This window comes from Telluria sp. AC161 (assembly GCF_979258535.1).
In genome coordinates, this window is record NZ_OZ409861.1 from 3,970,388 (window position 1) to 3,996,592 (window position 26,205).

At 60.5% G+C, this 26,205-nt stretch carries 27 protein-coding genes; 15 read left to right on the plus strand and 12 right to left on the minus strand.

The features are described 5' to 3' along the window. The first annotated feature begins 42 nt into the window (after positions 1 to 42). Positions 43 to 300 (plus strand): PAAR domain-containing protein, encoded by a 258-nt coding sequence (locus ACZ0AJ_RS17670; protein WP_499455791.1) that lies wholly within the window; start codon positions 43 to 45, stop codon positions 298 to 300. 169 nt (positions 301 to 469) lie between these two features. On the opposite strand, the gene cysC is transcribed toward ACZ0AJ_RS17670, so the two are convergent. Together cysC and purM are read right to left on the minus strand one after the other, a co-directional pair. Then, positions 470 to 1,081, minus strand: coding sequence for an adenylyl-sulfate kinase (gene cysC, locus ACZ0AJ_RS17675; protein ID WP_499455792.1), 612 nt, complete (start codon positions 1,079 to 1,081; stop codon positions 470 to 472). A 5-nt stretch (positions 1,082 to 1,086) separates the two neighbouring features. Beyond that, positions 1,087 to 2,130 (minus strand): phosphoribosylformylglycinamidine cyclo-ligase, encoded by a 1,044-nt coding sequence (purM, locus tag ACZ0AJ_RS17680; protein ID WP_258835832.1) that lies wholly within the window; start codon positions 2,128 to 2,130, stop codon positions 1,087 to 1,089. A gap of 190 nt (positions 2,131 to 2,320) precedes the next feature. On the opposite strand from purM, the gene hda reads away from it, so the two are divergent. The 5 genes from hda to ACZ0AJ_RS17705 all read left to right on the plus strand — a co-directional run bounded on the left by hda (position 2,321) and on the right by ACZ0AJ_RS17705 (position 6,220). After that, complete coding sequence (gene hda, locus ACZ0AJ_RS17685; RefSeq protein ID WP_183556114.1) at positions 2,321 to 3,004, plus strand: DnaA regulatory inactivator Hda; 684 nt, start codon at positions 2,321 to 2,323, stop codon at positions 3,002 to 3,004. Then, a complete protein-coding gene (locus ACZ0AJ_RS17690) occupies positions 3,001 to 3,675 on the plus strand; it encodes an HAD family hydrolase (RefSeq protein ID WP_183556113.1) in 675 nt (224 codons plus the stop codon). The genes hda and ACZ0AJ_RS17690 overlap by 4 nt, the downstream gene beginning before the upstream one ends. After that, positions 3,668 to 5,131 carry a polynucleotide adenylyltransferase PcnB gene (pcnB, locus tag ACZ0AJ_RS17695; protein WP_499455793.1) on the plus strand — a complete coding sequence of 488 codons (1,464 nt, stop codon included), beginning with the start codon at positions 3,668 to 3,670 and terminating at the stop codon, positions 5,129 to 5,131. Before ACZ0AJ_RS17690 ends, pcnB begins: the two co-directional genes overlap by 8 nt. Beyond that, positions 5,128 to 5,601 (plus strand): 2-amino-4-hydroxy-6-hydroxymethyldihydropteridine diphosphokinase, encoded by a 474-nt coding sequence (gene folK, locus ACZ0AJ_RS17700; RefSeq protein ID WP_499455794.1) that lies wholly within the window; start codon positions 5,128 to 5,130, stop codon positions 5,599 to 5,601. Before pcnB ends, folK begins: the two co-directional genes overlap by 4 nt. Positions 5,602 to 5,680: 79 nt before the next feature. Next, a complete protein-coding gene (locus tag ACZ0AJ_RS17705) occupies positions 5,681 to 6,220 on the plus strand; it encodes an NUDIX hydrolase (RefSeq protein WP_499455795.1) in 540 nt (179 codons plus the stop codon). 270 nt (positions 6,221 to 6,490) lie between these two features. On the opposite strand, the gene ACZ0AJ_RS17710 is transcribed toward ACZ0AJ_RS17705, so the two are convergent. Next, positions 6,491 to 7,036 carry a TetR/AcrR family transcriptional regulator gene (locus ACZ0AJ_RS17710; RefSeq protein WP_499455796.1) on the minus strand — a complete coding sequence of 182 codons (546 nt, stop codon included), beginning with the start codon at positions 7,034 to 7,036 and terminating at the stop codon, positions 6,491 to 6,493. A 120-nt stretch (positions 7,037 to 7,156) separates the two neighbouring features. Here ACZ0AJ_RS17710 and ACZ0AJ_RS17715 point away from each other — a divergent pair, with 120 nt between their 5' ends. Beyond that, positions 7,157 to 7,495: a DMT family transporter gene (locus ACZ0AJ_RS17715; protein ID WP_499455797.1), complete on the plus strand. Its 339-nt coding sequence runs from the start codon at positions 7,157 to 7,159 to the stop codon at positions 7,493 to 7,495. 18 nt (positions 7,496 to 7,513) lie between these two features. Next, positions 7,514 to 8,866: an acetyltransferase domain-containing protein gene (locus tag ACZ0AJ_RS17720; protein WP_499455798.1), complete on the plus strand. Its 1,353-nt coding sequence runs from the start codon at positions 7,514 to 7,516 to the stop codon at positions 8,864 to 8,866. A gap of 199 nt (positions 8,867 to 9,065) precedes the next feature. Here the strand turns inward: ACZ0AJ_RS17720 and ACZ0AJ_RS17725 are convergent, their stop codons facing one another. Further along, positions 9,066 to 9,983, minus strand: coding sequence for a LysR family transcriptional regulator (locus ACZ0AJ_RS17725; RefSeq protein WP_499455799.1), 918 nt, complete (start codon positions 9,981 to 9,983; stop codon positions 9,066 to 9,068). A gap of 223 nt (positions 9,984 to 10,206) precedes the next feature. On the opposite strand from ACZ0AJ_RS17725, the gene ACZ0AJ_RS17730 reads away from it, so the two are divergent. The 3 genes from ACZ0AJ_RS17730 to ACZ0AJ_RS17740 all read left to right on the plus strand — a co-directional run bounded on the left by ACZ0AJ_RS17730 (position 10,207) and on the right by ACZ0AJ_RS17740 (position 12,371). Continuing rightward, positions 10,207 to 11,094: a pirin family protein gene (locus ACZ0AJ_RS17730; protein ID WP_499455800.1), complete on the plus strand. Its 888-nt coding sequence runs from the start codon at positions 10,207 to 10,209 to the stop codon at positions 11,092 to 11,094. Further along, positions 11,091 to 11,696, plus strand: coding sequence for an FMN-dependent NADH-azoreductase (locus tag ACZ0AJ_RS17735; protein WP_499455801.1), 606 nt, complete (start codon positions 11,091 to 11,093; stop codon positions 11,694 to 11,696). The genes ACZ0AJ_RS17730 and ACZ0AJ_RS17735 overlap by 4 nt, the downstream gene beginning before the upstream one ends. 93 nt (positions 11,697 to 11,789) lie before the next feature. Beyond that, positions 11,790 to 12,371, plus strand: coding sequence for a YceI family protein (locus ACZ0AJ_RS17740; RefSeq protein WP_499455802.1), 582 nt, complete (start codon positions 11,790 to 11,792; stop codon positions 12,369 to 12,371). 880 nt (positions 12,372 to 13,251) lie between these two features. Here the strand turns inward: ACZ0AJ_RS17740 and ACZ0AJ_RS17745 are convergent. The 5 genes from ACZ0AJ_RS17745 to ACZ0AJ_RS17765 all read right to left on the minus strand — a co-directional run bounded on the left by ACZ0AJ_RS17745 (position 13,252) and on the right by ACZ0AJ_RS17765 (position 18,094). Continuing rightward, positions 13,252 to 13,833 carry a cytochrome b gene (locus ACZ0AJ_RS17745; RefSeq protein WP_499455803.1) on the minus strand — a complete coding sequence of 194 codons (582 nt, stop codon included), beginning with the start codon at positions 13,831 to 13,833 and terminating at the stop codon, positions 13,252 to 13,254. Positions 13,834 to 15,182: 1,349 nt separating this feature from the next. Further along, a complete protein-coding gene (gene arsH, locus ACZ0AJ_RS17750) occupies positions 15,183 to 15,902 on the minus strand; it encodes an arsenical resistance protein ArsH (protein ID WP_499455804.1) in 720 nt (239 codons plus the stop codon). 13 nt (positions 15,903 to 15,915) lie between these two features. Further along, on the minus strand, positions 15,916 to 17,196 hold the full coding sequence (locus ACZ0AJ_RS17755; protein ID WP_499455805.1) for an arsenic transporter: 1,281 nt from the start codon (positions 17,194 to 17,196) through the stop codon (positions 15,916 to 15,918). A gap of 56 nt (positions 17,197 to 17,252) precedes the next feature. Continuing rightward, positions 17,253 to 17,732 carry an arsenate reductase ArsC gene (locus ACZ0AJ_RS17760; protein ID WP_499455806.1) on the minus strand — a complete coding sequence of 160 codons (480 nt, stop codon included), beginning with the start codon at positions 17,730 to 17,732 and terminating at the stop codon, positions 17,253 to 17,255. 35 nt (positions 17,733 to 17,767) lie between these two features. Further along, positions 17,768 to 18,094 carry an ArsR/SmtB family transcription factor gene (locus ACZ0AJ_RS17765; RefSeq protein WP_499456810.1) on the minus strand — a complete coding sequence of 109 codons (327 nt, stop codon included), beginning with the start codon at positions 18,092 to 18,094 and terminating at the stop codon, positions 17,768 to 17,770. A gap of 267 nt (positions 18,095 to 18,361) precedes the next feature. On the opposite strand from ACZ0AJ_RS17765, the gene panB reads away from it, so the two are divergent. Then, positions 18,362 to 19,249: a 3-methyl-2-oxobutanoate hydroxymethyltransferase gene (gene panB, locus ACZ0AJ_RS17770; RefSeq protein WP_499455807.1), complete on the plus strand. Its 888-nt coding sequence runs from the start codon at positions 18,362 to 18,364 to the stop codon at positions 19,247 to 19,249. Between the two features lie 13 nt (positions 19,250 to 19,262). On the opposite strand, the gene ACZ0AJ_RS17775 is transcribed toward panB, so the two are convergent. Beyond that, positions 19,263 to 20,414, minus strand: a complete 1,152-nt coding sequence (locus ACZ0AJ_RS17775; RefSeq protein ID WP_499455808.1) for an MFS transporter — start codon at positions 20,412 to 20,414, stop codon at positions 19,263 to 19,265. After that, positions 20,411 to 21,187, minus strand: coding sequence for a DeoR/GlpR family DNA-binding transcription regulator (locus ACZ0AJ_RS17780; protein ID WP_499455809.1), 777 nt, complete (start codon positions 21,185 to 21,187; stop codon positions 20,411 to 20,413). The genes ACZ0AJ_RS17775 and ACZ0AJ_RS17780 overlap by 4 nt, the downstream gene beginning before the upstream one ends. 181 nt (positions 21,188 to 21,368) lie before the next feature. Here ACZ0AJ_RS17780 and ACZ0AJ_RS17785 point away from each other — a divergent pair, with 181 nt between their 5' ends. From ACZ0AJ_RS17785 to ACZ0AJ_RS17795, 3 genes are all read left to right on the plus strand, one after another. Next, entirely contained in the window at positions 21,369 to 22,430 is a 1,062-nt protein-coding gene (locus tag ACZ0AJ_RS17785) for a sensor histidine kinase (RefSeq protein WP_499455810.1), read from the plus strand. A 2-nt stretch (positions 22,431 to 22,432) separates the two neighbouring features. After that, positions 22,433 to 23,167, plus strand: a complete 735-nt coding sequence (locus ACZ0AJ_RS17790; protein WP_499455811.1) for a LytR/AlgR family response regulator transcription factor — start codon at positions 22,433 to 22,435, stop codon at positions 23,165 to 23,167. Between the two features lie 76 nt (positions 23,168 to 23,243). Next, positions 23,244 to 24,689: a high affinity choline transporter 1 gene (locus ACZ0AJ_RS17795; RefSeq protein WP_499455812.1), complete on the plus strand. Its 1,446-nt coding sequence runs from the start codon at positions 23,244 to 23,246 to the stop codon at positions 24,687 to 24,689. Between the two features lie 106 nt (positions 24,690 to 24,795). On the opposite strand, the gene ACZ0AJ_RS17800 is transcribed toward ACZ0AJ_RS17795, so the two are convergent. Further along, positions 24,796 to 26,166 carry a glutamine synthetase family protein gene (locus ACZ0AJ_RS17800; protein WP_183556091.1) on the minus strand — a complete coding sequence of 457 codons (1,371 nt, stop codon included), beginning with the start codon at positions 26,164 to 26,166 and terminating at the stop codon, positions 24,796 to 24,798. Positions 26,167 to 26,205 lie beyond the last annotated feature (39 nt).

Here is a 26,205-nt window from a genome sequence, read left to right on the forward strand (position 1 = left end):
CCCGATTCCAGATTCTCACTTTGCACACCATAAGGAGCAGTCATGAAACACATGGGCCGCGGCGTCATTCGCCTGAACGATATGACCGATCATGGCGGAAAGGTCATCGCCGTGTCTTCTGGAACCATTGTCATGGGAGTCGAGGCGGCGCTGTCCGCCGACATGACTTTTTGCCCAAAATGCAAAGGTAATTTCGCGATCAAACCTGACGGCAGCGGCGCGCGGCACAAAGGCAAACCATATGCATACGATGGTGACTCAACAGCGTGCGGTGCTCATTTGATAGCGTCCATAAAATAGGCGCGTTGGCGGTCAACAAAAGCTGAAGACGTTTATTTGCCAGCACTGAAAGTGCATCGACGCGCGCAAGGACTGGATGTAAGGCCGTCGATCCTGCGCTGCCCTGAACAACATTCAACTTAAGACAGCAACATCGACAAATACGCCAACAAGAAGCTGGGGCAGAAATCTACTCGCCTTGATATTGGGCAGCCTTGATAATCTTCATCTGCCGCAGCTTGGCCAACACCTTACCCACCCCATCATCAACCGAAGCCACAGCACTATCAACAACCACCTCAGGCGCCTGAGGCGCCTCATACGGCGATGAAATCCCCGTAAACTCCGCCAACTGCCCTGCCCGTGCCCGCCGGTACAACCCTTTCGGATCGCGCGCCTCGCATACCGCCAGCGGGCAGCGGCAATACACTTCGATGAACTGCGGCGCCGGCACCAGCGCGCACGCGCGGGCGCGGTCTGCGCGCATGGGCGAAATGGCCGAGACGATTACGATCTGGCCGGCCTGGCAAAACAGGTGCGCCACTTCGCCGATGCGGCGAATGTTTTCGGAACGTTCAGGGAGGGAAAAACCGAGATCGGCGCACAGGCCATTGCGGACCTTGTCGCCATCGAGCGCGAATACCTGGCAGCCCAGGTCGAACAGCGTGCGTTGGAGCGCGTCGGCCAGCGTGGTCTTGCCGGCGCCGGACAGGCCGGTAATCCAGACCACGGCGCCGCCATGGCCGGCCCGCTGGCGCCGTTCCTCGTCGCGAATGGACAGGGACGGTGCCAGGGATGTCATCGCGGTTAGACGACGATGGTTTGCGCTTCGCCGTCGGCGCGGGCGCGGATTTCGCCGATGCGGTAGACGGTTTCGCCAGCCGCTTCGAGCTGGGCGAAGGCGGCGTCGGCGTTCTCTTTCGAGACGATGACGGTCATGCCGATGCCGCAGTTGAACACGCGGTGCATTTCGGCGTCAGCCACGCCGCCGTGCTGCTGCAGCCACTGGAACAGCGGCGGCATCGTCCACGACGAACCATCCAGCACGGCCGTCAGGTGATCCTGCAGCACGCGCGGGATGTTCTCCACCAGGCCGCCACCGGTGATGTGGACCAGGCCCTTGACTTCCATCGATGCCATCAGCGCCAGCAGCGGCTTGACGTACAGGCGGGTTGGCGCCATCAGCACGTCGGCCAGCTTGCGGCCGTGGAAGTCGCCGTCGAGGTCAGGCTTGGCCACTTCGATGATCTTGCGCACCAGCGAGTAACCGTTGGAGTGGATGCCCGACGAGGCCAGGCCCAGCACCACGTCACCCGGCACGATCTTGCTGCCGTCGATGATCTGCGATTTTTCGACCGCGCCGACGGCGAAGCCGGCCAGGTCGTATTCGCCGTCCGGGTACATGCCCGGCATTTCGGCGGTTTCGCCGCCCAGCAGCGCGCAGCCCGACTGTTCGCAGCCCAGGGCGATGCCCTTGACCACGGCGGTGGCGGTGGCCACGTCCAGCTTGCCGCAGGCGAAGTAGTCGAGGAAGAACAGCGGCTCGGCGCCCTGGACCAGGATGTCGTTGACGCTCATGGCCACCAGGTCGATGCCGACGGTGTCGTGGCGGTTCAGCTCGAACGCCAGGCGCAGCTTGGTGCCCACGCCATCGGTGCCCGAGACCAGGACCGGCTCCTTGAACTTCTTGCTGATTTCGAACAGACCGCCGAAGCCGCCGATCCCGCCCAGTACGCCCTCACGCATGGTGCGCTTGGCAAGTGGCTTGATCGCTTCGACCAGCGCGTCGCCGGCATCGATATCAACACCCGCATCGCGGTAGGAGAGAGAAACATTAGATGGTTGGTTCATGGTATTTGGCAGCGGAGGCGGTAAAATAGGAGGCGACCGGCGAAACTGGTCAATCCACTATTTTAGCAAAACGGCTTCCCCTGTATTCCTTTTATGGGCCGATCACCGCCGTTTAACGTACATAACAACGAAAACTTATCCTTACTGGCATGCCCATTCCTCCATCTTCCGGCATGAATCGGCCCTCGCGATGAAACAGCTGGTGCTCGATTTAGGCGCCGAACCGGCCCAGAGCCTCGACACCTTCCAGGTCGGGGCCAATGCCGAGCTGACGCACCTGATGCACCTGTTCGCCGAGCGCAGCTCGCGCGAGCATTTCGCCTATCTGTGGGGCGACACCGGCGCCGGCAAGACCCACCTGCTGCAGGGCCTGGCTGCCAGTCCGGGCGCGCGCTACATCCCGTTCGATGCGCCGGCCAGCCAGTTCGTGCATGCCGCCGGCACCACGCTGTACCTGCTCGACGACTGCCATCGCCTCAGTGCCCGGCGCCAGATCGACGCCTTTGCGCTGTTCAACCAGATCCGCGAGCACGGCGCCTACATGGTCTGCACCGGGCCCGTGCCGCCGGCGGTGCTGCAGGTGCGCGAAGACCTGCGCACGCGCATGGGCTGGGGCCTGGTGTACCAGATCCACGGCCTGTCCGACGACCAGAAGATCGAAGCGCTGACGCACGCCGCCGAGGCGCGCGGTTTGACGCTGTCGGCCAGCGTGTTACCCTATTTGTTGTCTCATTTCAAACGCGACATGCGTTCCCTGTCGACGATGCTCGATGCGCTTGACCAGTATTCGCTTGAAACCCAGCGGCCGGTCACGCTGCCGCTGCTGCGCGACCTGCTGTTGCAAGAAAACCTGCCGCTCGAATCCAAAGAATGAAAAACCTCGCCCTGTTTGACCTCGACCACACGCTGCTGCCGATCGACTCCGATCACGAATGGGGCGAATTCCTGGCGCGGGTTGGCGCGGTCGATGGCGACGCCTACCGCGCCCGCAACGACGCCTTCTTCGCCCAATACAACGCCGGTGTCCTCGATCCGGTCGAGTACCTCGAATTCGCACTTGGCACCCTGGCGGCATTCCCGCGCGCGGAACTCGACGCACTGTATGCGCGCTATATGCGCGAAGTGATCGAGCCGGCCATCACGCCGCAGGCCCTCCAGCTCGTGCGCGATCACCAGGCAGCCGGCGACCTGGTGGCGATCATCACCGCCACCAACCATTTCATCACGGCGCCGATCGCGGCGGCCTTCGGCGTCGAGCACCACATCGCCGCGATGCCCGAATTTGACGCTGCCGGCATGCTCACCGGGCGCCTGGCCGGCACGCCGACGTCGGGCCCCGGCAAGGTCGTTCACATGCACGCCTGGCTCGAACGCCTGGGGCAGCCGTTCGACAGCTTCGGGCGCAGCTACTTCTACAGCGATTCGCACAACGACATCCCGCTGCTGTCGATCGTGTCCCATCCGGTCGCCACCAATCCCGGCAAGGCGCTCGCAAGCCACGCGCGCGAACAGGGCTGGCCAACCATCCAACTATTCAATGATTAAAACCTTCATCCGTAAAATCCTGGGTGTGAAAGACCAGCGCGACCCGACCGAGCCGGTCATCCTCGGCCCCGACGAACACGGGATCGACCCGCGCAGCGTGTCGTCCAACGCGATCCGCGTGACGCAGGCGCTGCAGGAAGCCGGCTACCAGGCCTTCGTCGTCGGCGGCGCCGTGCGCGACATGCTGCTGGGCGTCAAACCCAAGGACTTCGACATCGCCACCGACGCCACGCCCGAGCAGGTGAAAAAACTGTTCCGGCGCGCCTTCATCATCGGCCGGCGCTTCCAGATCGTGCACGTGATGTTCGGTCAGGACCTGCTCGAGGTGACCACCTTCCGCGGCAACGGCAGCGACAACGCGCCGAAGGACGAACATGGCCGCGTCCTGCGCGACAACAGCTTCGGCCCCCAGCACGAAGACGCGGCGCGCCGCGACTTCACCATCAACGCCCTGTACTACGACCCGGCCAGCCAGCAGGTACTCGATTACCACGGCGGCATGGAAGACATCCGCAACAAGCTGCTGCGCATCATCGGCGTGCCCGAAGAACGCTATCGCGAAGACCCTGTGCGCATGCTGCGCGTCGTACGCTTCGCGGCCAAGCTGGGCTTCTCGATCGAGCAGGCCACGCTGGCGCCAATTCCCGTCATGGCCCCGCTGATCGACAACGTGCCGGCTGCGCGCGTGTTCGACGAGATGCTCAAGCTGCTCATGTCCGGCCACGCGCTGGCATGCCTGCAGCAACTGCGCTCGGCCGGCCTGCACCACGGCCTGCTGCCGCTGCTGGATGTCGTGCTCGAGCAGCCGATCGGCATGAAGTTCGTCACGCTGGCGCTCGAATCCACCGACAACCGCATCAAGGCCGGCAAGGGTGTCTCGCCGGGCTTCCTGTTTGCGTCGCTGCTGTGGCACCAGGTACTCGAAAAATGGACGGCCTATGTCGCCGGCGGCGAGTCGCCGATCCCTGCCCTGCACCTGGCGGCCGACGACGTGCTCGAAACGCAGACCGAGAACCTGGCCCTGCAGCGCCGCATCGCCACCGACATGCGCGACATCTGGGCCATGCAGCCGCGCTTCGAGCGCCGCGCCGGCCGCGCGCCGTACAAGCTCCTTGAACACCCGCGCTTCCGCGCCGGCTACGACTTCCTGCTGCTGCGCTGCGAATCGGGTGAACTCGACATGGAGATCGGCGACTGGTGGACCGATTTCTACGCCGCAGAAGGGGGCGATCGTGAGCGCCTGGTCGAAGTGGCCGTCTCGCGCGAGCGCGAAGGTGGCCCGGCCAAGAAGCGCCGGCCACGGCGCGCGCCGCGCAAGAGCGGCGGCGAAGGCGATGTCGGCGGCGTCGTGCATGCGCCGGACCCTGACGATGGCCTGACCGCCGAAGACCGGGCCCGCGACGCTGCCTATGCGGCGCACGAAGAAGCCAAGTACCGGGCCATGCGCGGCAAATGATCGCCTATATCGGCATCGGGGCAAATCTGGGCGACGCGCGTGCCAACGTGCTCGACGCGCTGGCGCGCCTTGCGCGCATGGACGGCGGCATGCTGGTGCACACGTCCAGCATGTACCGCACTGCCCCGATCGACTCGAGCGGCGACGATTACATCAACGCCGTGGCGTGTCTGGACACGTCACTTGGTGCGCACGAGCTGCTGGCGGCGCTGCAAGCCATCGAACAGGCCCATGGCCGCGAGCGCCCGTACCACAACGCACCGCGCACGCTCGACCTCGACCTGCTGCTATACGGTGACGAGACGATCGCCACCGACACCTTGACCGTGCCGCATCCACGCATGCACGAACGCGCATTCGTGATCGCGCCGCTGCTGGAAATCGCACCGGACATCGTCATCCCCGGCCACGGCGCCGCGCGCGACTTCGCGCAACTGGTGGCCGGCCAGACGATCGCCAAACTCGACTGATACCTGTACGCCAGACGCGGCGTGCCGGTCATGGCCTTGAGGCCACGGCGCCCACTTTCATGAAATACCAGGAGCTTTTGTGACGCTGCTGCATACACTGACCCATCCCGGCGTCTCGCTCGAAGGCACCATCTTCGAACGGCAGGCCGTGCGCGCCATCATCCTGCGTGGCCGCGACATTCTGCTGCTGTATACCCGTCGCTACGATGACTACAGCTTCCCGGGCGGCGGACTGGATGCGGGCGAAGACCCGATGGACGGCCTGCGCCGCGAACTGCTGGAAGAAACGGGCGCCGCCAACGTTACTGTCGAAGGTTATGTCGGCTATCTCGACGAGCATCGCCCGCCGCTGAAAAGTGGCTACGACGTGCTCTTCATGCGCTCGCACTTCTATCGCTGCCGCGTTGACGGCGAATTGGGCGCGACCTCGCCCGAAGCGTATGAGGTGGCCAACGGCATGGTGCCGCGCTGGATCGATATCGACGCCGCCATCGCACACAACGAGCGGATACTCGGTACCAAGCCGGTGCACATGGGGCTGTCGATTGCGCGTGAAACGTGGATGCTCAGGTACGCGCTGACCATGTTGGCGGCAGACGCTGCTGTGGGCGAACAATAAAGTTCGACACAAAAGCAAGTCGAAGCTTCGCAAATTTCAGGATTGCAACAATAAAGTTGCACACAACCTGAAGGTTCCTTCTCACTATTCGACCAGCTACTTCGACCCAAAGCAGCCGTTCGATAAAAGCGAAGCCTAACGTTGTTGCTCACATCGAAAACTATATTGGATGTACAAGCCTTACAAAAGTCGGCCTTATCAGCGCTAAATGCGACAGGTATTCTTAATTACCTGTCACGAAAATCTCGCTCATAGTACTAGACATAGGATTTAACGATCTGTTAGCAATTTTCTCATCAATAAAGCAAGTTCATCTCGATTTTCGTTGCTAATCTTATAAGTGTCCAGCAAATCGGATAGCCATAGCCCGTCAGCTGCCAAACGAACAAGAAGAGCATTTGGAGATGAAACCGGGTCAGATGACCGTTCGCCCTCAACTTGCTTACTCCAACGTTCAGCGATACCGCGATCAACGACACTCGCGACCAACAGAGCACGCCATCCTTTGTCATCTTTGTACGACGATCCCTTGAGCGACAGATGCGCGTACCGCATTGCTGGTGGGTCTGATGCCTCTTCCATCGCCAGCGCATCATTGAATTCAGTCACATAGAGTTCGCCTAACGCAGCGAACAGTTGATCCCTGGTTCCGAAGTGATGCTGTACAGCACCTTTGCTGACACCTGCAAGATCGGCAATCGTCCCGATTGAAACCGGCAACCCCTCACTTAGTAGCGTCGTTGCTGCGTCGAACAGTCTCTTTCGGACTTGATCAGGTTGTCTTGGCGACCGAGAAGTGTGCACTTTAGAGTTCATGGGTCAATTTTACAGTACGATCATGAGGTAGAATACGATCGTATCGTAAAATTCGGTGTCATGTGGATGTGACTGTATATATGCACGCCGTTAATAAAATAACTACACCAAAGGAAAGTCATGTTCCCATTACACTATCTCTGGCTAGCCGCTGCGATCTGCGCGGAGGTCGCGGGCAGTGCTTTCTTAGTCAAATCAGAACAATTCTCCCGTGTAGTACCAAGTGTGCTGGTAATCGTTTTTTATGGTTTCGCGTTCTACGGACTTGCCCAGGCACTCAAGAGCATGCCACTTGGTTTCGCATACGCCATATGGGCAGGGTTGGGCATTGTGCTGACGGCGCTGGTAGGTATGATTGTTTTCAAGCAAAGGCTTGATTTAGCAGGAGTGATTGGAATTGCGTTTATCGTCACGGGCGTGATCATAATGAATACACTTTCAAAGACTGCTTCTCATTAGCATAGCTAAATCTCGTTGATGCGATCATCCGATTCGGCCCCGGCAAGTATTGAAATTATCATTCAGCTTGCCAAGGTTAATGCCCTGCGATTGCATGTACGCAAATACCAACATGCCACAGTTGCGCATTGCCCGGTTACACAGGAAAGTAAAGTATTGATGACACAAACGACCGCAATCGGATCCTGCCAGCCACAACGCATCATTGTCACAGATCCCTTGGCCATCAACCGCCGTCGGTTACAGAGCCTCGATGCGCTGCGAGGTCTTGTCATGGTGATCATGCTGATCGATCATATTCGCGAGAATTGGTATCTCTACATAAGCGTGTCGGATCCGGTGAACCCGGCGACGGTAGACCCGTCTATGTTCTTCCTGCGTATTGTCACTAATCTCTGTGCACCTGTGTTCGTTGGTCTTACAGGTCTCAGTGCCTACTTGTATGGCGAAACCCATTCCCGACCCGAGACTGCTCAGTACCTGATAAAGCGCGGACTTCTGCTCATGGCAATCGACGCCACGCTAATTACCTTTGCCTGGACAGTCAAGCTACCTGTGACATTCTGGCTCCAGGTGATTTGGGCGATTGGGGTGTGCATGATTGCGTTGGCCATTCTCATCTACTTGCCGAAAAAGCTGCTGCTCGCGCTTGGCCTTTTGATAGTCGCCGGGCACAACCTGCTTGACGGCGTGCACTTCGTACCCGGCGAACCAGGCTTCGTGCCTTGGACGCTCTTGCACCAACGCGACATGATCGCATTACCATTCGGAGCGTTGGCCCGGACCTCCTACCCGGTGCTGCCGTGGATCGGCGTCATTGTGCTCGGATATCTACTAGGTAGCTGGTATCAGCGCGACAAGAGCAGTGCTGACGACTCCAGGCAACGTGTGAGTCGCCTCATCGCGCTCGGTCTTACGATGTTGACAGTGTTCTTCATGCTGCGCTTGTTAAACATTTATGGAGACAAGCCGTGGGTGTCGGGCGTCTCACCGCTACAGACATTCATGAGCTTCATCGCACTGACAAAGTATCCGCCGTCGCTCCTGTTCCTGCTTCAGACACTCGGCGTTGGTGTGATCTTGCTGGCTTTGTTCGAGCGCTGGGAAGGCCATCCATGGTTAAACGCACTCGCGGTCTTCGGCGGCGCACCAATGTTCTTTTACATCGTTCACATGTACGTATTGCGAGCGTTTTACCAGGTGGCTTTCCATATCTGGGGCCCAACGCACGGCGTCAGCTTCGGATTGGACAACCTCAATTGGATATGGCTCTGGTATGCGGTCTTGCTCCCGGTGCTGTACGTACCCACAGCATGGTACTCGCGGCTCAAGGCGCGCCGACGGGATATCACTTGGCTCAAGTATTTTTAACCAACTAACTGTGGCGAATGATCATGACAGCGTGGACGGGCCTGGTTGCAAACGTCATCACGCTGACAGGAGTACTTCGGCAGCTCATGCAAACACTTCCTGATAGCACCGCAGAGTATGCCCCGGGCCGCTGCTGATGCGGCCTTTGGATGGGCACAGCGGCCCTATAAAGGATTGTCGTGTGTTGCAACAAGCCGCCTCAGCCTTGCATTGCTTTCCAATAAGGCTCAGGACTGAAACGTTCGACGAGGAAATCGATGAAGCTGCGGACTTTCGGCGGCAGAAACTTGCGATTGGGATAAACAGCAAACACGGCGAGGTCGTCGGTTTCCCAGTCCGGGAGTATTCTTACCAGCGTCCCTTCCCGCAGCGCCTCATAAATCATGAAGTCCGGTTGCAAAGTGATACCCAGGCCTTCCACAGCGGCATTGCGCAAAATGTCGCCACTGTTGCCACGTAAATTACCCGAAACCTGAATTCTTCGCTCCTCCCTCTCCCTTTTGAAATGCCACTCGTTCGGTGAACTCACATACGAGTAAGTAAGACATTGGTGTTGGGCTAAGTCCTCCGGCACCGAAGGGGCTCCATGCTTTTGCAGGTAGCCCGGCGAGGCGCAAACGACGAGGCGAGAGCGCGCAAGCTTGCGGGAAACCAGTCCCGGATCGATTTTAGATGCAACGCGTATCGCAACATCGAACCCTTCCTCAACCATGTCGACCATCCTGTCGTTGAGTGTGACATCGACCTGAACACCCGGATATCGCTGCAGATATTCTGCGATCGCCAAACCCAGATGGCGTGCGCCGAATGCATTCGAGGAGCTCACTCTCAAGGTTCCGCGCGGTGCAGAGGCTTCCTGCGCTACGGAACTCTCCGCTTCCGAGATCATCGCCAGGACCTGGATCGCGCGCTCGTTGTAATCGACGCCGGCCTCAGTAAGCGAAAGCTTGCGCGTGGTGCGATGAAGCAGTCGAACGCCTAGATGTTCTTCAAGTCCGGCCACGTAACGCGTGGCCATGCCTCGCGAAAGACCCAGTCTGTCCGCCGCACCTACAAAGCTCCCAGCATCTACTACTGCGGTGAAGACTCGCATGCTCACTACAATGTCTACGCTCATATTGTTCTATAAAGTGAAATAATCAAATGTTATTTTGAGAGTTTATCTTCAATTTCGCAACTGGTTTAATGTACCTGATGATACGGAACGCGTTTATTTGCACTCAAGCCGGTCTTAGAACTCGCAAATAGCGACGCTCGCTGAATGGACAAAAGCGCAACGTGATCAGCAAAGCCGGTTACTGGCTTGGCTCTAACCAAATGACTTTTTAAGAGAGATGACCATGAAAACTGCCTGCAAATCGGAAGTAGTCCATGTGCCGCGTACTGTCGAACATGTTGTTGCGGGCCAGTCAACATCTGACGGCGCCGGCGTGCAATTGACGCGTGTGCTCAGCTACGAGTGGCAACACCGACTCGACCCTTTTTTGATGCTCGACTCTATCAGCTCCAATGAGCCTGGCGATTACCTTGGCGGTTTTCCGGATCATCCGCATCGGGGTTTCGAAATTGCCACCTACATGATCTCGGGACGGATGCGGCATCGTGATAGTGCCGGACATGAAGGGTTGCTGGAAAGCGGTGGCATGCAGTGGATGACCACCGGTAGCGGTGTGATTCATTCAGAAATGCCGGAGCAACAAGAGGGGCGCATGGAAGGCTTTCAACTTTGGTTGAATTTGCCAGCCAAAGACAAAATGCTCGTGCCCTGGTACCGCGATTTCAAGAGTGATGAAATTCCAGAATTTGTCACCGCAGAAGGCGTTACAGTTCGCGTTATCGCCGGCACCAGTCATGGCGTGTCAAGTGAGATTCAGCGCGATGCAACGCAACCACTGTATCTCGACCTGCATTTGCCCGCTGGTTCGCACTTTGCCCACGCACTACCGTCGGAATTCAACGCGCTGCTTTTCCCCTACCGTGGCGACCTGACAATTGGCACCAAAATTGTGCCATCGCGCCATATGGCGGTGCTCGAGAATAATGCGAACAGCGATGGCATCGTTTTACATGCTTCCGAACCAACCCGTGCACTGCTGCTCGCAGGGCGACCGCTGCGTCAACCGATCGCACGACAAGGGCCGTTTGTGATGAATACCCAGGAAGAAATCAACCAGGCTATCAGTGATTTACGCGGTGGCCGATTGACTACCCAGAAAGGGAAACAATGAAAATTCTCCAAATCAACACTAGTGCACGCAGCAATGGTTCTGAATCGACCCGTCTGGCGGATCTGATTGTCAAAGGCTTTGCCGCTAAAAACCCGGCTGCAGTCGTCATGCGTCATGACCTGGCAAGCAAGCCGCTATTGCTACTCGACGAATCGACCCTGAACGCGCTCAATACACCTGCTGAACAACGCACTCCTGAGCAGGCCGCACGCATTGCTGTCGATAACGCCCTGATCGCTGAATTGCAAGCGGCCGACATGGTGGTGATTGGTGCGCCAATGTACAACTTTAGTGTGACCGTTCAACTCAAGAGCTGGTTCGATGCCATCGCCCGTGCACAAGTCACCTTTCGTTATACGGAAAGCGGTCCCGAAGGACTGCTGACGGGTAAAAAAGTTTATGTCGCCTTGACCCGTGGCGGACTGCACCAGAATGCGCCGACTGACACGCAAGTCCCCTATCTGAAGACCATGCTAGGGTTCCTTGGGATGACTGACGTGCAGTTTGTCTACGCTGAAGGGCTGGGCCTTGGTCCTGAGGCCGTGCTGAAAGCACGGGCCAGCGCCGAAGCACAAATCGACGCCATCCTGGCGACACAGTAAAAAACAGGCATGTACGTGACATGGATTCGGACCGTACGGACTTGCTAGTGTTAACCCGACGCCGCGTGGCGTTCCAATCTTAGAAAGATAGAAATGAAAAATAAATTGTTGATCGCAGTAATTTTGGCTGTTGGCGGTATCTCCAGCGCAAGCGCCGCACCATCGACGTACCAGCTCGACCCTGCGCACACTTATCCAAGCTTCGAAACCGATCACTTCGGTGGCGTTTCGGTTTGGCGCGGCAAGTTCAACAAAAGCAGCGGTAACTTCACGATCGATACGGTCGCCAAAAAGGGGACATTGAATGTCACCATCGATATGGACTCGGTTGCCATCGGCAACGACACTTTGGATGCGGAGCTAAAAAGCGACAAGTTCTTTGACACAGCCAAGTTCCCTACCGCTGTCTATAAAGGTACTTCCGTAAAGTTCGACGGCTCTGGAAAGCCAACTGAAGTCATGGGAGAGCTCACGCTCCATGGCATTACCAAACCAGTCAACCTGAAGATCCTCTCGTACAAGTGCTTTATCAATCCGATGATGAAGAAAGAAGTATGTGGCACCGACGCGTTGGCCACGTTCAATCGTGCGGACTTCGGTATCAATTACGGCAAGGACTATGGATTTACGATGCCAGTAACGCTGCGAATTCAGGCCGAGGGCATCAAGCAATAAACAAACATCGCCACGCACTCATGCGTGGCGTAACGCAGCAACCGCCGGGATTGGCTAGTATTGACGCCGCCGCATGACCTCTAGCAGGACATGCGGCCGTTTCATTTGGAGAAGGCAGGCGGCCGCAAGCATGTCGAGTCGCTCCTACTGAACGATCAGGAAAATATCTTACGCCGAATCTGTTCCCGTTCGAGCAGTTGGAAGAAGCTCTGGACGATGACGTTTTCGTGGAAATTCTTACGCCGGTTCATCCTCTGGGTTAAATGATGCTCGCCCAGAACGCCGCGCGAATCGCACCGGCGGACTGACTATCTTGATCAGAATGTACCTTTCCCATATTACCGGGTCGCAGTCGCGAAATTGTTAGCAAGAGTGCTTTCGTTGCCAACGCCGAATCAGTGCGCGAACGCATCGAACATACGGCGATCCGGCGGTCCAGCGGTTCGGCGGTCCGGTACATCCGACCCGGGTTTACTAGCCGAGTACACCAACTCGCTTTCCAGATAGGGTCTCATGTCGTTGCAACGCGTACCCATTATGCAGGCAGCGAGGTCGATACCGCATTCGCCAATCAAGCTGCGCAGCACGATTGGTTCGATGTTGTGGATTTGAGTCAGGTTGGTTTTGGCTAGCTGATACATGGCCTGACCTGTTCGCTACGGTCGTCGGCGCTGCCAGTACGCATGCTGCAGGAGTAAGTTCGAACCGTGAGAATTGGTATTCACACTTAGCGCTTAACAGTCGGCCCAGGATCCAACTGGCCATCATTCGATTCCATCGATCGACTGGTCATGCTGCAATGTAGGCTGTAAGCTGGTTGCATCCATACCCGCCCACGGGTGTGGATGCAATCAGCCAAAAGCAACTGGCGAGAATGGTGTTATTTACGACGTAGGAAGTTTGGAAGCATGCTGTCGAGCACGCCGTCCTTGTCGATGAAGTGATGCTTGAATGCTGCTCCTATATGTCCCAGCACGACCAAGCCAACAATCCATGCGAGCCACTGATGGACCATTTTGGCTATGTCGTAGTACTCCGGCGCCGCTGCGGTCAGGGGCGGCAGCACAAACAAGCCCAACATCATGATCGGCTTGCCAGCCACCGAGCTCCAGAGCCAGCCAGACAATGGTAAGGCAATCAAACCGATAACGTATAACGCGTAGTGGCCAAGATGGGCTGCTTTCTGCATTGTCGGCGACATGTTTGCGGGAAGCGCCGGTACCGGATGCGTCAGTCGCCAGATGATTCGCACTGCAGTCAGGAACAACACTGTGCTGGCAATAGCCTTGTGGAGAAATGTTAGTTGGTGGTGGCTATTGAACTGGTCGCGCAGGTGCACCGCAACGAATCCAATCAACCAGGCCGCGATCCAGACTGCTGCCATGAGCCAGTGCTGGAACTTGCTCAGACCGTGATAGGTCCCCGCGGTGGTGCCGGTGGTGGGAGGTGATATATCATGCATCGTCGTTCCTAGTTAAAGATCATTTAGTTGAATATGCAGGCATTCTTGCTAGAAATGTTCCGCTAACACTTATTTGCAGAAACACGGTCTACGTGTCGCTTCTTGCTGTGCCATGACTATCAATGGAGGCAGCAGATGTTTCTAAGCTGATGGTCGATTTTGGCCATTCAGCGCGATGCGAGTAGTTCAGCAAGCCAGCACGTTCGTTGGCCACTGGTTGATCACGCTTCCATGCGTTGCACTCCGAAACCTTTACCAAGACAGAAGCTTCGAACGGCTGGTTGCAGAACTTATACAGATAGTGTGTTAGCCAACCAGATACGAACAGTAGCCTGTCGGCGTAAAGCAGAGACCTCCAAGATGGCACTGAACTGACATTGAGACGCCAGGCTGGTGCAGTGCACGACTGAGATCTACGTCACTGCTAAATCGGCATGCGGGTACATCAACGGCACTTAAGCACAGCGCCCAGGGCGCGCCTCGCACTGCGACCGACTGGAATGCTGTGATCGGCCAGCAAAGCAGGGGCGAGTTCGGCAATTATCGGTTCTCTGGGTGTCGGGGTAACGCATGCCGAACAGCACCTACGTGACGCCGCTGAAGTCGTGGGTGGTTTCAGCCAATTCTCTAGCAAGACGGCCGAGCGCCGTAAGTCTGCCAGTGTGCTGATACGACAACGATTGCGGTTTGCCAAGGTGGGCCTGCCGCAATCCGGCAAGAAGGCGCGCTAAGTTATCCTGCAACGCCAGAATTAAACTGCAGGAAACAAAATAGTGGACAGTCTAGTCATAGGCGCCTCGGTGATAGGAGTGACTATTCTAAACATGTCGGTTTGGCGGATAAAGATGCTGGTAGAAACTAGACTATTCCACTTCAGTCAACAATCGAAGGAATTTAATTTCCCCTGTCAGTGACAATAAATTAGATGACAAGTCCCGCCTAGTTACAAACCTTTTAACGGATAGCTCCGGGCGTTTTTTATCATTCCTTGAGCGCCAGGATGGGGGTTGCAGAGCTCCGCTACGCACGCAGCGACTGCTGGAAGTCATCCGCTGCATGCTTCGCCCCACCGAAACTTCCCGTGGTGATATTCCAAAGAAATACAAGACCTCGCTCAGCAGTTACTTGGTCCATTCAGATTCTTGGTGGGGGCGTGTTGGTCATGCGTTGTGTAGTGGCGCTTACACGTCCGCTGTCGGCTGATCTGCAGTGTTCGTGAAGGCCCGCTGTTGGCCGAAAGCGGAAGTTCGCCAGAGCATGTCCGCTCTGGCCTCTCATGTCGAACTTTATTGTTTGGTGTCCGACGTTATTGTTCGTCCACATCTGCGTCCGACTAACATCGATGTCGTTCAAATTTTCCCGATCTGCCGGTCAATCGCCTTGAGCGCACGCTCGTTACGCTCGCTATAACGGTCGGTCAGATAGTCGCTCCGGCCACGGGTCAGCAACGTAAACTTGACCAGTTCCTCCATCACATCGACCACGCGATCGTAATAAGCCGAGGGCCGCATCCGGCCTTCGTCATCGAATTCCTTGTACGCCATCGGTACCGACGACTGGTTCGGAATCGTGATCATGCGCATCCAGCGCCCCAGCAGGCGCAGCGTGTTGACGACGTTGAACGATTGCGACCCGCCGCAGACCTGCATCACGGCCAGCGTCCGGCCCTGGCTCGGGCGCACGGCGCCCTGCTCCAGCGGGATCCAGTCGATCTGGTTCTTCATCACGCCGGTCACCGTGCCGTGGCGCTCGGGGCTGCACCAGACCTGGCCTTCCGACCACAGACACAACGCGCGCAGTTCGACGACTTTCGGGTGCGTCTCCGGCACGCTGCCCACCATCGGCAAGGTCATCGGATCGAAGATTTTTACCTCGGCGCCGAAGTGTTCGAGGATGCGCGCTGCCTCGAAAGTGAGGAAACGGCTGAACGAGCGCTCGCGCAGGGAACCGTACAGCAGCAGGATGCGCGGCGGATGATTCATCTCCCCTACCGGCTCGAGCTTCTCGATGGTCGGCATGTCCAGCAGCTCTGGCCGGATGTTGGGCAGGTTCGGGATGGTGTCATTCATGGCGATAGCTTTCTTAGCTCAGGCGCAGCGCAAGCGCGCACAGGGTAACGAACAGGACCGGCAGAGTCAGCACGATACCAACCCGGAAGTAGTAGCCCCACGAGATGCGGATATCCTTCGCCGCCAGCACATGCAGCCACAGCAGGGTAGCCAGGCTGCCGATCGGGGTGATTTTGGGGCCGAGGTCGGCGCCGATGACGTTCGCATACACCATCGTCTCGCGCACCACGCCAGCGGTGGTCGTGGCGTCGATGGCCAACAGGCCCACCAGCACCGACGGCAGATTGTTCATGATCGAGGACAGGATCGCCGTGATAAAGCCAGTGCCAAGCGCCGCGCCCCAGACACCATATTGCGCACACCAGTTCAACAGCTCGGTCAGATACACCGTCAGCCCGGCGTTCCTCAGGCCGTACACGACCAGATACATGCCGAGCGAAAAGATCACGATCTGCCACGGCGCATCGCGCAGCACGGCGCGGGTCGAGATGCGGTGCCCGCGCGCGGCCACCGCCAGCAGGAGTGCTGCGCCGGCCGCCGCCACGGCGCTGATCGGTACGCCCATGTCGTCAAGCCAGAAGAACCCGACCAGCAGGATCCCCAGTACCCACCAGCCGGTGATGAAGGTTGCCCGGTCATGGATGGCGTCGCACGGATGCTTCAATTGCGCCATGTCGTAGTTCGCCGGAATGTCCTTGCGGAAGAACCAGATGAGTGCGCCAAGCGTTGCCGCCACCGCGACCAGATTGACCGGCACCATCACCGAGGCGTAGCGGGCGAAGCTGATGCCGAAATAGTCGGCCGAGACGATGTTGACGAGGTTCGACACGACCAGCGGCAGGCTGGCCGTGTCGGCGATGAAGCCGGCGGCCATGACGAAGGCCAGCGTCGCCTTGGGGGTGAAACGCAGCGCCAGCAGCATGGCGATCACGATCGGCGTCAGGATCAGCGCTGCGCCATCGTTGGCAAACAGGGCTGACACCGCGGCGCCGAGCAGCACGAGCAGGATGAACAGCCGCAGGCCATTGCCCTTGCCCCAGCGCGCAACGTGCAGGGCCGCCCACTCGAAGAAGCCCGCCTTGTCCAGCAGCAGGCTGATGATGATGATGGCGACGAATGCTCCCGTCGCATTCCAGACGATGGCCCACACCACCGGGATGTCGGCAACGTGGATGACACCGGTCAGCAGCGCGACCGCAGCGCCGGCCGTGGCGCTCCAGCCGATACCCAGTCCCCGGGGCTGCCAGATGACCAAAACGAGTGTTGCAAGAAAAATCAGCGATGCGATCAGCACAAAGGGTCCTAGTGAACAGGTCAATCAAATACAGCGTCGGCAGTGCCGGATGCCGCTCAGGGCAACAGGGTGCCGATGCGGTCGAGCTCGGTCTTGAACCGGTTGCGGTCAGCTTGCAGTTCCTCCAGCGGCAGCGCCAGGAAGGCGTGCATGCGGGCCAGGATGATGGCATAAGTACGCTCGAACGCCGCTTCGATTTGTTCGTCGGTACCGACGACGTGACCTGGATCGTCCAGGCCCCAGTGCGTCCGCAGCACCGGACCCAGGTAGGCAGGACAGGTCTCGCCGGCCGCGCTGCCGCAGACGGTCACGACGATATCCGGCGTGACCGGCAAATCGTCCCACGACTTGCTGTAGTAGCCCTCGGTCGAGATGCCCTTGCGGTGCAGGAGCGCGACGGCGCGCGGATGCAGCGTGCCCGTCGGCTGGCTGCCGGCGCTGATTGCCTGCCACCCCTCGGGCGCCAGATGGTTGAACGTGCCCTCGCTGAGGACGGAGCGGCACGAATTGCCGGTGCAGAGAAAGAGAATGTTCATAAGATGGTTGATCTGGTTAAAGGTCATGTGCAGCGTCAGTGCGGCTTGCAGGCATCGCCCGTGGCCGCGTCGCACGGAACGCCGCCGCAGCAGTTCTCGGTCAGAAAGCCGACCAGGCCATTCATCGTCGCGATGTTGGCTGAATAGATCACGAAGCGCCCATCCTGCCGGGACGACAGCAAATCTGCGTGCGACAGTTCTTTCAGATGAAACGACAGCGCCGAAGGCTGCACATCGAGGTGCTCGGCAATCCGGCTGGCAGCAAGACCCGCCGGCCCCACCTGGACCAGCAGCCGGAAAATCGCAAGGCGGCTCCCCTGCGACAAGGCGGAAAGGGCTGCAAGTGTTGCTTTGGTATCCATGGCGTTCCCGATCGGTGCATTACAAGACATGAGAATGATATCCCAACGGTACAACGATTCAAAGAATATTGAAGTATTTTGACGGCTTAATGACATGGGGCCGACCAGGCTCCTGGGGTAGCCGTGTCAGGAAAGGCAGGCTGCAGTAGAATGCGCGCTTGCACGAACCGAGCGCCACAGGCTTCATTTTTCGTTCGAGATCCTGCAGCTTCGCAGGGGCCGCATTACACTACGCGGCCAGGACGCATTGTTTTAAAGGATTTCTTCATGAGTGGTTATTTGCAGGGTAACGAGATGACGGCTGGCGCAGGTGCACCCGTGCCTGCCGCTGTGCCCGCGCCCGCGGCCCCCGTACCGGCAACCCCGAAAGCCGTCACCGTGCCATCGCTGCTGGCCATGCGCGCAGCCGGCAACAAGATCGCGATGCTGACCTGCTACGACGCCAGCTTCGCGTCGCTGATGGACCGCTGCGGCGTCGAGATCCTGCTGATCGGCGATTCGCTGGGCATGGTCTGCGCCGGTCACGATTCGACGCTGCCGGTGACGGTGGCCGACATGGTCTATCACACGGCCTCGGTCGCGCGCGGCAACAAGCACGCACTGGTGCTGGCCGATATGCCGTTCGGCGCTTACGGCAACCCGCAGCAGGCCTATGACAGCGCCGTGCAGCTGATGCGCGCTGGCGCGCAGATGATCAAGATCGAAGGCGGCGCCTGGCTGGCCGACACCGTGCGCCTGCTGGTCGAACGGGGCATTCCGGTGTGCGCGCACATTGGCCTCACGCCGCAGTTCGTGCACCAGCTGGGTGGTTTCCGCGTGCAGGGCAAGACCGACGCTGGCGCCGACAGCCTCAAGAACGATGCGCTGGCGCTGCAGGCGGCTGGCGCGGCGCTGATCCTGATCGAAGCGGTGCCCGCAGCGCTGGGCAAGGAAGTTACCGAGCTGCTGTCGGTGCCGACGATCGGCATCGGCGCCGGTCCCGATTGCTCGGGCCAGGTGTTGGTGATGCACGACCTGCTGGGCGTATTCCCGGGCCGCAAGGCGCGCTTCGTGAAGAACTTCATGGACGGCCAGACCAGCATCGACGCAGCCGTTACGAGCTATGTGACGGCCGTGAAGGATGGCAGCTTCCCGGCTGCCGAACACTGCTTCTGATCGTGATGACGCCCTAGCGCCGGATCACACGGGCGCTCAGGGCGATCACGAGGCCCGACAACGACAGCCCGCCCAGCGCCACCATGATGCTCGAGTGCATGGCGACCCAGCCCAGCACCGGTGGCGCGAGCAGCAAGCCACCGTAGCCGAGCGTGGCCACCGCTGCCACGCCGTTCCCGGCGCTCATGCCGGGGATGCGCGCGGCGGCCCCGAACAGCAGCGGCACCACGTTCGCCGCGCCCAGTCCCACCAGCGCGAAACCGACCGCTGACAGCACGAAGTGTGTGCTGGCCACTGCCAGCGCCAGCCCGGCGAACATCGCCAGGCCGCCAACCACCATGATGCGCAGCGCGCCGAAGCGCACGATCAGCCGGTCGCCGGCGAAGCGGCACGCCGCCATCGCAATCGAAAACGCCGAGAAGCCCAGCGCCGCCGACGCCGGCGTGGCGCCGGTGCGCTCTTGCATCAGCAAGGCGCTCCAGTCGACCAGCGCACCTTCGACCGCAAAGCACAACAGCGCCAGCAGGCCCAGGCCGAGCGCCGCGCCGCGCGGCAGCGAGAAGTGGCTGCCGGCGCCGTGCGTGGCCGCAAAGCCCATCACGCGCGGCGCAGACAGCGCCAGCACGACCGCCGTGACCACGCCGACCATCAGCGCGCCCTGGCCATGGCCCAGGCCCTGCCCGACCAGCAACCCGCCGATGCCGGCGCCAAACAGGCCACCGAGGCTGAAGAAGCCATGGAACGACGACATCGTCGGCAAGCCACGCGCGGTTTCGACTTCGCTCGCGTTGGCGTTCATCGCCACGTCCAGCGCGCCATTGCTGACGCCGAACAGGAACGCGGCGATGAACAGCAGCGGCAGACTCGGCGCGCCCATGATCAGCGGCGTCATCGTTGCAAACGCAAAGCCCGACAGCAGCACCATGCGGCGCGTGCCCCAGCGCCCGGTCAGGCCGCCCATCAGCGGCATCGCCAGCAACGCACCGGCAGCGACGGTCAGCAGCACCATGCTCAGCATGCCGGTATCGATCCCCATGCGCGCCTGCACGGTCGGCACATGCGCGGCCCACAAGCCAATGCCGGCGCCGTTGAGAAGAAACACGGTGGAGATGGCCCAGCGCGCCGCGTCGATGCTGCGTGGGGTAACGGTAGATGTGTGATTCATGCGGCAGCCTTTGTGGTGATGGTGATGTCGAGCGCCGGATGATGCTGGCGCAGCAGGGCAATGCTGGCGGCTGGTGCGTCGTACTCCAGCACCAGATGGTCGATCTCTGACAGCGCGCCGAACAGGAACGCCGCGCTGTCGTCGAAGCGTTCGTTGAGCGCCGCGACCGCGTGGCGCGTGCTGGCGGCGAACATCGCGCGTTTGAGCGCTGTTTCTTCGGGGTCGGAGGCACTCACGCCACGCGCGGGATCGAGGCCGCACACGCCGACGAGCGCCAGATCGAGCCGCAGGCGGGCCACCTCGGCCAGCGTGGCTGCGCCGACCGTCGCGCCGAGCGCCGGATGGTAAGTGCCGCCCAGCAGCACGATGCGGGTACGCTGGAACGCGCCCAGTGCCAGCGCGATCTGCGGGCTGTTGGTGACGATCGTCGCGGCGCAGCCGTCGTCGAGCAGGCGCGCCAGCGCCAGGTGCGTCGAACCGGCGTCGATCAGGACGGTGTCGCCGGGCCGGATGCAGGCGCGCAGACCATGCGCCAGTGCGGTCTTGCGCGGCAGGTCGGTGGTTGCACGCTCGCTGAAGCTGGGCTCCGGCTGACGCCGGATCGCACCGCCATGCACGCGGCGCAGCAGCCCGGCTGCATCGAGTTCGCGCAGGTCGCGCCGGATCGTGTCTTCCGAGGTGGCCAGGCGGGTGGCCAGTTCTGCCGCCAGTACCCTGCCCTCGCGTTCGACGGCATCGACGATGGCATCACGCCGTTCTTCGGCTAATTGCATGGCGTTCTCCTTGTTCTAGACACGTCACTGTACACAAACATGCATTTTCGTGCAATAACATGCATAAAAACGCAAAACCGGGATCGGTGTCTCGATGACGCAATCCTGCAGTTCGCACCGGATTCCCGCATTTCGGCGCAAGACCCGCCGCAGCGCGGTTTTTCTGCGCGATACTCGACAAATGACTACGACCAAGTCTTACGTCCTCTCGCCAATGTGGCGCCTGTACATCGCCGCCTGGCTGAGCTACATGCTGGTGATTGCACTGGTGATGCAGGCCGACACCCTGCTGGCGGGCCGGCTCGACCCATCCCTGTTCTGGCGAGCCTTTGTGAGCATTGCGCCATCGGCCGCGATGCTGGCCCTGCTCTGGCCGCTCAGTGCCCGCTTCGAACGGCGCGCCGTCGCCGGCGTGCAGCGCTTCGTGATCCACGTCGTGGCGGCAGTGGCCTTTGCCACCTACGCGCACACGGTGCTGGTGGTAACGCAGAACCCGCCGCCCCATCCGCTGTCCTGGCACCTGTGGCCCTTCCTGTACAACATGATGAGCTACGCCGTGGTGGCGGGTGTCTTTCACCTGGTGCGCGCCAACGCCGCGACCCAGCGCCAGGCCCTCGCCACGCAGCAGGCGCAGACGCTGCTGGTGGCGAGCGAACTGGGCGCGCTGCGCAGCAAGCTCAATCCGCACTTCCTGTTCAATACCCTGCACTCGATCATCGCCCTTACCGGCCGCAATCCAGAGGCGGCCGAGACGGCGCTGTTCCAGTTTTCGAACATGCTGCGCTACGTGCTCGACACCGAGCGCGCCGGCATCGACCGCGTCACGCTGGACGCCGAACTCGATTTCGTGCGCGACTATTTGGAGCTGGAAAGCCTGCGCCTGGGCGAGCGCCTGCGGGTCGAATGGGATCTCGACCCCGACCTGGGCGATTGCCTGGTGCCGGCCCTGAGCCTGCAACCGCTGGTCGAGAACAGCATCAAGCACGCCTTCAATCCATTCACCCGCCATGGCGTCCTGCGCATCGAGAGCCGACGCGAGCCCGCTACCGGCCTGCTGCGCGTGACCGTGCGCGACGACGGCCCCGGCGCCGCAGCGGCCACGATCGAGGCCTCGCCCGGCCTGGGCATCCGCACCATCGGCCGGCGCCTGGACCTCGACTACGCCGGCCGCGCCGCGCTGCGCATCGACTCCCAACCCGGCGCCGGCTTCGCCGCCTGCGTCACCGTGCCCACGACGCCATGACCATGAAGACCGTATTTTTCGCCGAAGACGAACCGCTCGCGCGCGACGTGCTGCGCGACGCCATCTACGCCCATCCGGGCCTGCGGCTGGTGGGCGAAGCGGCTGACGGCGCGAGCGCACTGGCGCGCATCGGGGCGCTGCGGCCCGACGTCGTGTTCATGGACATCCAGATGCCCGAGATGACGGGCCTCGAGGTGCTGCGCCAGCTCGACTACCTGCCGCAGATCGTCTTCACGACCGCGTATGATCACTATGCGGTGGCTGCGTTCGAACTGCACGCCGTCGACTACCTGCTCAAGCCGTTCACGCGGGCGCGCTTTGCCGACAGCGTGGCGCGTCTGCTCGATGGCGCGCGGTCCGAACGCGCCGCCGTCGAAGGTGCGCTGGTGCGTGCCAGCGCGGGGCCGGCGCCGCTCGATCGCATCCTCGTGCGCGACCGTGGCCGCATCTTTCCGCTCGCGGCGCACGAGATTGAATACATGAAGGCCGATTCGAAGTACACGGTGATCACCGCGCGCGGCCAGCATTTCCTGGTGCGCATCGGGATGTCGGAACTCGAAGCGCAGCTCGATCCACGGCGTTTCATCCGCGTGCACCGCTCGGCGCTGGTGAACCTGGACTTCGTCGAATCGATGCGCGCCGACGACCAGTCGCAACTGCAGATCTTCATGCGCGACGGGACCTGCATCGGCGCCAACCGCGAGGCTTCCCGACTGTTGCGCGAGATGGCAATTTAGGCCGCCGGCCAGGTTTCGGATTTATAATCGCGGAATTTTCCGCTCATAAATTTCCTGGCCTCGGAGCACCTACTGCATGAACCTCACTTTGATCACCTTCGTCGTGCTCTATCTGCTCGGCACGCTGACTCTCGGCATGTGGGCGGGCACGCGGATCAAGAACACCAGCGACTTCGCCGTCGCCGGACGCAGCCTGCCGCTGGTCATGGTGATCACCACCACGTTTGCGACCTGGTTCGGCGCCGAGACGGTGATGGGGATCCCGGCCAAGTTCGTGCAGGGCGGCCTGAACGCCGTGATCGAAGACCCGTTCGGGGCCGGCATGTGCCTGGTGCTGGTGGGCCTGTTCTTCGCCACCAAGCTGTATAAACTCAACCTGCTCACGATCGGCGACTACTACCGCCAGCGCTACGGCAAGGGCATCGAGATCTTCTGCTCGGTCGCCATCATCATGAGTTATCTCGGCTGGGTCGCGGCGCAGATCACCGCGCTGGGCCTGGTGTTTAGTGTCTTGACGGCCGGGGCGATGTCGCCGGCCGCCGGCATGATCGTCGGCACGCTGACGGTGCTGATCTATGTGGTGGTGGTGGGGGGCTTCCTGGCCGTGGCGATCACGGACTTCATTCAGATGATCGTGCTGGTCGTGGGCATGAGCGTGATTGCCTGGTTCGCGGCCGACCTGGCCGGGGGCGCCGGCAACGTGATGGCGATGGCGCAGAACGCCGACCTGTGGCGCGTCTGGCCCGAGCCAAGCTTTACCGACATCATGTTCTTCATCGCTGCGGCCGTGACGATGATGTTCGGCTCGATCCCCCAGCAGGACGTGTTCCAGCGCGTGATGTCGGCCAAGGACGCGCCAACCGCGCGCACCGGCGCCGTGATCGGCGGCGTCAGCTACATCCTGTTCGCTTTCGTGCCGATGTTCATCGTGGCCGCTGCCGTGGTGGTGATGGGCAGCCAGGCGCTCGAGATCGCGCAGAACGACTACCAGCGCCTGCTGCCGACCTTCGTGATGACCAAGATGCCGCTGGTGATGCAGATCCTGTTCTTCGGCGCCCTGCTCTCGGCAATCAAGAGCACGTCGTCGGCCACGCTGCTGGCGCCGTCGACGAGTTTTGTCGAGAACATCCTCAAGAACATCCGACCCGGCATGACCGACCGCCAGCAGCTGCTGGCGATGCGCATCACGATCGTGATCTTTGCGACGCTGGTGCTACTGTATGCGATCGCGATGGAAGGCACGTCGATCTACGAGCTGGTCTCGAGCGCGTATCAGGTGCCGCTGGTGGGGGCGTTCGTGCCGCTGGTGATGGGGCTGTACTGGAAGCGCGCGACGACCCAGGGTGCGATCCTGTCGATCGCGGGCGGCTTGCTGACGTGGATACTGTTCTTCGAGCAGATCACCGGCTGGGGCGTGCACTTCCCGGGGCAGCTGGCCGGGTTGATCATGGCGTTTGTCGGCATGGTCGTCGGGTCGCTGGCGCCGCAGGTGCTGGTCAATCGCCGCGAAGTGGCGGCGTAAGCCTTGGTTGAACGCGTGGACGGCGGAGCCGTCCACCCTACGTCGATAATCAGCCCAAGTGGTAGGGTGGACGGGTTCCTCGTCCACGCGTTCAACGAACGTCCAATCAAACGTGCAGCAGCAAATGCTCGCGTTCCCACGGGCTGATCACCCGCATGAACTCCTGGTGCTCCAGGTCTTTCACCGCCGTATAAACGTCGATGAAGCGCTCGCCCAACACGTCGCGCAGGCGGTCTTCGCGGCGCAGTACGGTGATCGCTTCGGACAGCCCTTGCGGCAGGTCCACCGGCATGTCGTAGGCGCTGCCTTCGACCATCGCTGATGGCTCGATCGCTTCGACCATCCCCAGGTAGCCGCAGGCCAGCGTGATCGCCAGCGCCAGGTACGGGTTGGCGTCGGCGCCGATCACGCGGTTCTCCACGCGCCGGTCCTGCGAACCCGACACCGGCACCCGGATACCCACGGTGCGGTTATCGATCCCCCACTGCAGATTGATCGGCGCAGCCGTGTGGCGCACGATGCGGCGGTACGAGTTCACGTACGGCGCAACGATCGCCATTGCCGACGGCATGTAGCGCTGCAGGCCGCCGATATAGTGGTGGAACAGCTCGGACGGTGCGCCGTCTTCGGTGCTGAAGATGTTCTTGCCCGTTTCGCCATCGATCACGCTCTGGTGCACGTGCATCGCCGAACCCGGCTCGTTGGCCATCGGCTTGGCCATGAAGGTCGCGTACATGTCGTGCTTGAGCGCTGCTTCGCGCAGCGTGCGCTTGAAGTAGAACACCTTGTCGGCCAGGCCCAGCGGCTCGCCATGCTGGAAGTTGATTTCCATCTGGCCGGCGCCGATCTCGTGGATCAGCGTGTCGACGTCCAGGTTCATCAGCTCGCAGTAGTCGTAGATGTCCTCGAACAGCGGATCGAACTCGTTGACCGCATCGATGCTGTAGACCTGGCGGCTCGTCTCGGCGCGGCCGCTGCGGCCAATCGGCGGCACCAGCGGCAGGTCGGGATCGATGTTCTTGGCTGTCAGGTAGAACTCCAGTTCCGGCGCCACCAGTGGCTTCCAGCCGCGCTGCTCGTAGAGCTTGAGCACGCGGCGCAGCACGCTGCGCGGCGCGAAGTCGACCAGGCGGCCATCGGCGTAATAGCAGTCATGGATCACTTGCGCGGTCGGGTCGACGGCCCACGGCACCATCGTAATCGTAGTCGGGTCGGCCTTGAGGATCATGTCGCGGTCGATGCTCGAGATGGCGCGCTCGTAGGCGTCGTCGCGTTCCGGCGTGTTGCCGGTCACGGTCATGCCCAGCACGACTTCAGGCAGGCGCATGCCACGGTCGTCGGTGAACTTCACGCGCGGCAGGATCTTGCCACGCGCAACGCCGGTCAGATCGGGCACCAGGCATTCGATTTCGGTGACCCGCTTTGCATCGAGCCACTCGTCCATATCGGTATAACTGAAATTTTCACGTATTGCCATCATTGCCTCATATCGGTAATCGATTGCGCGCCCGCTTCA